General features: G+C 63.4%; 7 protein-coding genes. 2 read left to right on the top strand and 5 right to left on the bottom strand.

The window, feature by feature from the left end; genetic code table 11:
- From ABZE94_RS19060 to leuC, 5 genes are all read right to left on the bottom strand, one after another.
- On the bottom strand, window positions 1–571 hold a 571-nt coding region (locus ABZE94_RS19060), incomplete at its 3' end, for an aspartate-semialdehyde dehydrogenase (protein WP_372877445.1).
- Between the two features lie 167 nt (window positions 572–738).
- Complete coding sequence (asd, locus tag ABZE94_RS19055; RefSeq protein ID WP_372877443.1) at window positions 739–1,851, bottom strand: aspartate-semialdehyde dehydrogenase; 1,113 nt, start codon at window positions 1,849–1,851, stop codon at window positions 739–741.
- A gap of 54 nt (window positions 1,852–1,905) precedes the next feature.
- Complete coding sequence (gene leuB, locus ABZE94_RS19050; RefSeq protein WP_372877441.1) at window positions 1,906–2,988, bottom strand: 3-isopropylmalate dehydrogenase; 1,083 nt, start codon at window positions 2,986–2,988, stop codon at window positions 1,906–1,908.
- Window positions 2,989–3,077: 89 nt separating this feature from the next.
- Window positions 3,078–3,725 carry a 3-isopropylmalate dehydratase small subunit gene (gene leuD, locus ABZE94_RS19045; RefSeq protein WP_372877439.1) on the bottom strand — a complete coding sequence of 216 codons (648 nt, stop codon included), beginning with the start codon at window positions 3,723–3,725 and terminating at the stop codon, window positions 3,078–3,080.
- An 11-nt stretch (window positions 3,726–3,736) separates the two neighbouring features.
- Window positions 3,737–5,164 (bottom strand): 3-isopropylmalate dehydratase large subunit, encoded by a 1,428-nt coding sequence (leuC, locus tag ABZE94_RS19040; RefSeq protein ID WP_372877437.1) that lies wholly within the window; start codon window positions 5,162–5,164, stop codon window positions 3,737–3,739.
- A gap of 215 nt (window positions 5,165–5,379) precedes the next feature.
- On the opposite strand from leuC, the gene ABZE94_RS19035 reads away from it, so the two are divergent.
- Window positions 5,380–6,285 carry a LysR family transcriptional regulator gene (locus ABZE94_RS19035; protein ID WP_372877435.1) on the top strand — a complete coding sequence of 302 codons (906 nt, stop codon included), beginning with the start codon at window positions 5,380–5,382 and terminating at the stop codon, window positions 6,283–6,285.
- An 85-nt stretch (window positions 6,286–6,370) separates the two neighbouring features.
- A partial coding sequence (locus ABZE94_RS19030) for a PAS domain-containing protein (protein WP_372877433.1) occupies window positions 6,371–6,990 on the top strand: 620 nt, incomplete at its 3' end.

Genomic DNA, 6,990 nt, shown 5'->3' with positions numbered 1-6,990 from the left:
GGTCGAACAACTGCGGCTCGAATGAACGACCGTTGAGCAGCTCGGCGGTTTGCCGCGCCAACTCGGACACGCCCTCACGCCCGCGACTGGAAACGGCCAAACACGCCGTGACCGCCACCCGCTGCACCTTGATCTGCTCGCGCAGCGCGGCCAGCACCAGCGCCAGCGCAACCGCCGAGGGACTCGGGCTGGTCAATTGATAGGGCGCAGTAAGCGTTTTCAAGACCTCGGGATTTACCTCGGGCACCATCCGGGGCGCCTGCTCGGCCGGCAAAGCGGCGGCCAGATCGATCAGCGTGCAACCGGCCGCATGCACCTTGGGCGCATAGCTGCGGGTGACCGCCTCGCTGGCGGCAAAGAAAACCAGGGCGACACTGGAAAAATCGAAAGACTCCAGGCTACGCACCCGCAGATTCTTGCCTTTGAACGACAGAGAACGCCCGGCCGACTCGCCGCTGGCCAGCAGGTGCAGGTTCGCCACGGGGAAGTCGCGCTCTTCGAGCAGTTGCACGAGGGTTTCGCCAACGCTGCCGGTGGCGCCGATCACGGCAATATCAAAGGTACGGGTCATGGACAGGCTTCTGACTGAATAGGCAGCGCACTGTATAGCGCAGTCCCACAAATGCAAAGGAGCCAGCCATGCCGATGATCGCTCAACCTCTCGACCATCGACACCACTCGCTCCTATTCATTTCATTCCTGCTGGGCACGCTCAGGCCAAACTCACTGCGCCAGCTATCAACGCTCCAGCAGAATCCGCAGCATCCGGCGCAACGGTTCGGCGGCGCCCCACAGCAGCTGGTCGCCGACAGTGAAGGCGCCCAGGTATTGCGAACCCATGTTCAGCTTGCGCAGTCGCCCGACCGGCACACTGAGGGTGCCGGTAACGGCAGTTGGCCCCAGCTCACGGATACTGGCTTCACGCTGATTGGGCACCAACTTGACCCAGGGATTGTGCTGGCTGATCAGCCCTTCGATGTCGGACAGCGGCACGTCCTTGTTCAGCTTGATGGTCAACGCCTGGCTGTGGCAGCGCATGGCGCCGATGCGCACGCAGAGGCCGTCCACCGGAATCGGGTTCTTGAAGCGACCGAGGATCTTGTTGGTCTCGGCCTGAGCCTTCCACTCTTCGCGGCTCTGGCCGTTGGGCAGTTCCTTGTCGATGTAGGGAATCAGGCTGCCGGCCAGGGGCACGCCGAAGTTGTCCACTGGGAAGGACTCGCCGCGCATGGCCTCGGCCACCTTGCGGTCGATATCCAGAATGGCGCTGGCCGGGTCGGCCAGCTCGTCGGCGACTGAGGCGTTGATCGCGCCCATCTGCTTGATCAGCTCACGCATGTTCTGCGCGCCGGCGCCGCTCGCGGCCTGATAGGTCATGGCGCTCATCCACTCGACCAGACCGGCTTCATAGAGGCCGCCCAGGGCCATCAGCATCAGGCTGACGGTGCAGTTGCCGCCGATGTAGTTCTTGCTGCCGGCATCCAGCTGCTGGTCGATCACCTTGCGGTTGACCGGATCGAGCACAATCACCGCATCGTCGGCCATGCGCAACGAGGACGCGGCATCGATCCAGTAGCCCTTCCAGCCGGCCTCGCGCAGTTTGGGGAAGACCTCGCTGGTGTAGTCGCCACCCTGACAGGTGAGAATCACGTCCAGGCCCTTGAGCTCGTCGATGCTGTAGGCATCTTTCAGCGGGGCGATGTCCTTGCCGATGGCCGGACCCTGACCGCCGACATTGGAGGTGGTGAAGAACACCGGCTCGATCAAGTCGAAATCCTGCTCTTCCAGCATGCGCTGCATCAGCACGGAACCCACCATGCCACGCCAACCGATCAGACCTACACGTTTCATAACACTACACCTATATGAACAGACCGCCGGAAACTCTCCGGAGAACCTGGAAGATTACAGACTACGCAACGCCTCGACTACCGCATCGCCCATGGCGGCGGTGCCGACTTTGGTCGTACCGACGGAATGGATGTCGCCGGTGCGCAGGCCCTGATCCAGCACCTTGCTGACCGCCTGCTCGATGGCAGCGGCGGCCTGGCTCTGGCTGAAGCTGTAACGCAGCATCATCGAGACCGAGAGGATGGTCGCCAGCGGATTGGCGATGCCCTGCCCGGCGATGTCCGGCGCCGAACCATGGCACGGCTCGTACATGCCCTTGTTGTTGGCATCCAGCGAAGCAGACGGCAGCATGCCAATGGAGCCGGTGAGCATGGAAGCCTCATCCGACAGAATGTCGCCGAACATGTTGTCGGTGACCATCACATCGAACTGCTTGGGCGCGCGCACCAGCTGCATGGCCGCGTTATCGACGTACATGTGGCTGAGTTCGACATCCGGGTAATCCTGGGCCACTTCCTCGACCACGGTGCGCCACAACTGGCTGGAAGCCAGCACGTTGGCCTTGTCCACCGAGCACAGCTTGCTGCCGCGCACCCGCGCCATGTCGAAACCGACCCGGGCGATACGGCGGATCTCGCTTTCGCTGTACGGCAGGGTGTCGAACGCCATGCGCTCGCCATTCTCCAGCACGCGCGATTCACGCGGGCTGCCGAAATAGATGCCGCCGGTCAGTTCGCGCACGATCAGGATATCCAGACCGGCGACCACTTCGGGCTTGAGCGACGAGGCATCGGCCAGCTGCGGGTAGAGGATCGCCGGGCGCAGGTTGGCGAACAGGCCCAGCTGCGAACGGATCTTCAGCAGGCCGCGCTCGGGGCGCAGGGCCGGGTCGATGGCATCCCACTGGGGGCCACCCACCGCACCGAGCAGAATCGCATCGGCGGCGCGAGCGCGCGCCAGGGTCTCGTCGGCCAGCGGCACGCCGTATTGCTCATAGGCGGCGCCGCCCAGCTGGTCGAACGACAGCTCGAGCCCCAGGTCGAACTTCTCGTTGGCCAGCTGCAGCACCTTGACCGCCTCAGCCATGATTTCCGGGCCGATGCCGTCGCCGGGCAGAATCAGAATCTGTTTGCTCATCTTGTCCTCAATACACCATAGGGTGCGCCGTGCGCACCCTCAACTCGGTTAACGGGTGCACGCGGCCTAGGCGGCCCCGCGCACTCTATTTATTTAATTGCGCCGAACAACCAGGGGCTGCGCTGCTGGTAATCGACTTCGAAGGCCTTGATCGCCTCGGCATCCTGCAGAGTCAGGCCGATGTCGTCCAGACCGTTGAGCAGGCAGTGCTTGCGGAAGGCATCCACCTCGAAGCCATATTGCTTGCCGTCCGGGCGGGTCACGGTCTGCGCCGCCAGGTCGACGGTCAGCTGGTAGCCTTCGCTGGCTTCGCTCTGCTGGAACAGCTCATCGACATCGTTTTCGTCGAGGACGATCGGCAACAGGCCGTTCTTGAAGCTGTTGTTATAGAAGATGTCGGCAAAGCTCGGCGCGATGATCGCGCGGAAGCCGTACTCTTCCAGCGCCCAGGGCGCGTGTTCGCGGCTCGAGCCGCAACCGAAGTTCTCCCGTGCCAGCAGCACACTGGCGCCCTGATAGCGCGGCGCGTTCAACACGAAATCGTGATTGAGCGGACGCTTGGAGCTGTCCTGGTTGGGCTGACCGATATCCAGGTAGCGCCATTCGTCGAACAGATTGGGGCCGAAGCCGCTGCGTTTGATCGACTTGAGGAACTGCTTGGGAATGATCTGATCGGTGTCGACGTTGGCGCGATCGAGCGGCGCGACCAGGCCGGTGTGTTGAGTAAAAGCTCTCATATTCGGACTCCTCAGGCCTGGGTCAATTCACGCACATCGATAAAGTGGCCGGTCACCGCTGCCGCCGCCGCCATGGCCGGACTGACCAGGTGGGTACGGCCACCGGCGCCCTGACGCCCTTCGAAGTTGCGGTTGGAGGTGGAGGCGCAATGCTCGCCACTGCCGAGCTTGTCCGGGTTCATCGCCAGGCACATGGAGCAGCCCGGCTCACGCCATTCGAAGCCGGCTTCGACAAAAATCTTGTCCAACCCTTCCGCCTCGGCCTGGGCTTTAACCAAGCCGGAGCCCGGCACCACCATGGCCTGCTTGATGGTCGCGGCAACCTTGCGGCCCTTGGCAACCTCGGCAGCGGCGCGCAAATCTTCGATGCGCGAGTTGGTGCAGGAACCGATGAATACCCGGTCGAGCTGGATGTCGGTGATCGCCTGATTGGCGCTCAGACCCATGTATTTCAACGCGCGGACGATGGAATCGCGCTTGATCGGATCGGCCTCGACCGCCGGATCCGGCACGCGCTGATCAACGGCCAGGACCATTTCCGGCGAAGTGCCCCAGCTGACTTGTGGCTTGATGTCCTCGGCACGCAACTCGACGACTTTATCGAACTGCGCATCGGCGTCGGAGACCAGGTCTTGCCACTGGGCGACCGCCTTGTCCCAATCCGCGCCCTTGGGCGCGAACGGGCGACCTTCGACGTAGGCGATGGTCTTGTCATCCACCGCCACCAGACCGACCCGGGCACCGGCCTCGATCGACATGTTGCAGATGGTCATGCGCCCTTCCAGCGACAGCTCGCGGATCGCGCTGCCGGCAAACTCCAGGGCACGGCCATTGCCGCCGGCGGTGCCGATCCTGCCGATCACCGCGAGCACGATGTCCTTGGCAGTCACGCCGAAGGGCAACCGGCCCTCCACGCGCACCTGCATGTTCTTCATCTTCTTCGCCACCAGGCACTGGGTGGCGAGCACATGCTCGACCTCGGAGGTGCCGATGCCGTGGGCCAGCGCGCCGAAGGCGCCGTGGGTCGAGGTGTGCGAGTCGCCGCAGACCACGGTCATGCCCGGCAAGGTCGCGCCCTGCTCCGGGCCGACCACATGGACGATGCCCTGGCGCAGGTCGTTCATCTTGAATTCGAGGATGCCGAAATCGTCGCAGTTCTCGTCGAGGGTCTGCACCTGAATGCGCGAGACCTCATCGGCGATGGACTCCAGACCGCCCTGACGCTCGGCCTTGGTGGTCGGCACGTTGTGATCCGGGGTGGCGATGTTGGCGTCGATACGCCACGGCTTGCGCCCCGCCAGACGCAGCCCTTCGAAGGCCTGCGGCGAGGTCACTTCGTGGAGGATATGGCGATCGATGTAGATCAGCGACGAACCATCGTCACGGCGCTTCACCTCATGCATTTCCCAGAGCTTGTCGTAGAGCGTTTTGCCGGCCATCAGCGGTTCCCTCATCAGCGTGCTTCTATCAAAGGGCGAATAGCCCTTTATTTATAGGGTGATCCTAAGAGCCTGGATCGAATTACTCAAATTCATATTTTTTATCCAAAGGATTCCTAACAGGAATAGAAGTAAGCTGTAAGTCTCGAGCTGCAAGCAAGGGCTGGCGGCTTTCCTCTTGCAGCTTACCGCTTACCGCTCGGAGCCAGTGCGTCATGGATCTCGCCACCCTCAATGCCTTTATCGCCATCGCCGAGCTGGGCAGCTTCTCCGATGCCGCCGAACGCCTGCACCTGACCCAGCCGGCCGTGAGCAAACGCATCGCCAGCCTGGAACAGCAACTCAATGTACGCCTGTTCGATCGCCTGGGTCGCGAGGTGAGCCTGACCGAGGCCGGTCGCGCCCTGTTGCCGCGCGCCTACCAGATTCTCAATGTACTGGACGATACCCGCCGCGCCCTGAACAACCTCAGCGGCGAGGTCGGCGGCCGGCTGACCTTGGCCACCAGCCACCACATCGGCCTGCATCGTTTGCCGCCCTTGCTGCGCGCCTTCACCCGCGCCTACCCGCAGGTGGCGCTGGACATCCAGTTTCTCGACTCCGAAGTGGCCTACGAAGAAGTCCTGCATGGCCGCGCCGAGCTGGCGGTGATCACCCTGGCTCCGGAAACCCGCGAACCGGTGCATGCGGTCGCGGTGTGGGACGACCCGCTGGATTTCGTCGCGGCGCCCGAACACCCGCTGGCACGCAGTGGCGTGATCGGTCTGGCCGATGTCGCCCGTCACCCGGCGGTATTTCCCGGCGGCAATACCTTTACCCACCACATCGTGCGGCGCCTGTTCGAGGCCCAGGCGCTGACGCCGAATATCGCCATGAGCACCAACTACCTGGAAACCATCAAGATGATGGTGTCGATCGGTCTGGCCTGGAGCGTATTGCCGCGCACCATGCTCGACGAGCAGGTCACCCGCCTGCCGCTGCCCGGTATCCAGCTGTCGCGACAGCTCGGCTATATTTCGCACACCGAGCGCACCCTGTCGAATGCCGCACGGGCCTTCATGCAACTGCTCGATGCGCAGCGCGACAGCCTTGCGCTGGCGCCTGCGCAAAGGCTAACGTGAGACGCATAACGATAACAAAGGGCCCGCTACATGCCCCGGCACCGCTCGCCCCAGCACAGCCCACCTCATGACCAAAAGGCCGCCAATGGCCAACACCAGTGACAAGCGACCGCCACTGCCGCACATTCCGGCCCTGGATCCTGCCGTTTTCGAGAAAACCTGGAACGACGCCCCGCGCCTGCTGGCGGCACTCAACGGCGCGCAACTGGGCGCCTGGTACTGGGATGTGCCAAGCGGCCAGATCAGTTGGTCGCGTGGCGCCCAGGCATTGTTCGGCCTGGACCCAACCCGCCCCCTGCGCACCCGGGTCGACTACATCGAACTGATCCCGGAAGAAGACCGCCACGACGTACTGCAGATGTTCCAGGCCGTGCTCGACGGCGTGCCGAGCAGCCACGCCCTGCAGCATCGCATTCGCTGGCCGGACGGCAGCCTGCACTGGCTGGAAATCAGCGGCAGCCTGCAGGTCGACGACGGTGGCCGGCAGAAGATGTTCGGCGTCATCCGCGATATCACCACCCAACAGCAGCGCGCCCAGGCGCTGCGCAACTCCGAACAACGCTTCGCCAATCTGTTCCACCTCAGCCCGGACGCGATCCTGCTGGTACGTTTCGCCGACAGCGTGATCACCGAGGCCAACCAGAATTTCGCCAGCACCTTCGGCTGGCCGGCCGACGAGGTCATCGGCCGCTCGACCCTCGACCT

The sequence above is a fragment of the Pseudomonas sp. genome (genome assembly GCF_041601375.1).
Taxonomy (GTDB): Bacteria; Pseudomonadota; Gammaproteobacteria; order Pseudomonadales; family Pseudomonadaceae; genus Aquipseudomonas.
The sequence above is the reverse complement of the archived record's forward strand: the minus strand, read 5'-3'. Positions and strand labels throughout refer to the sequence as shown.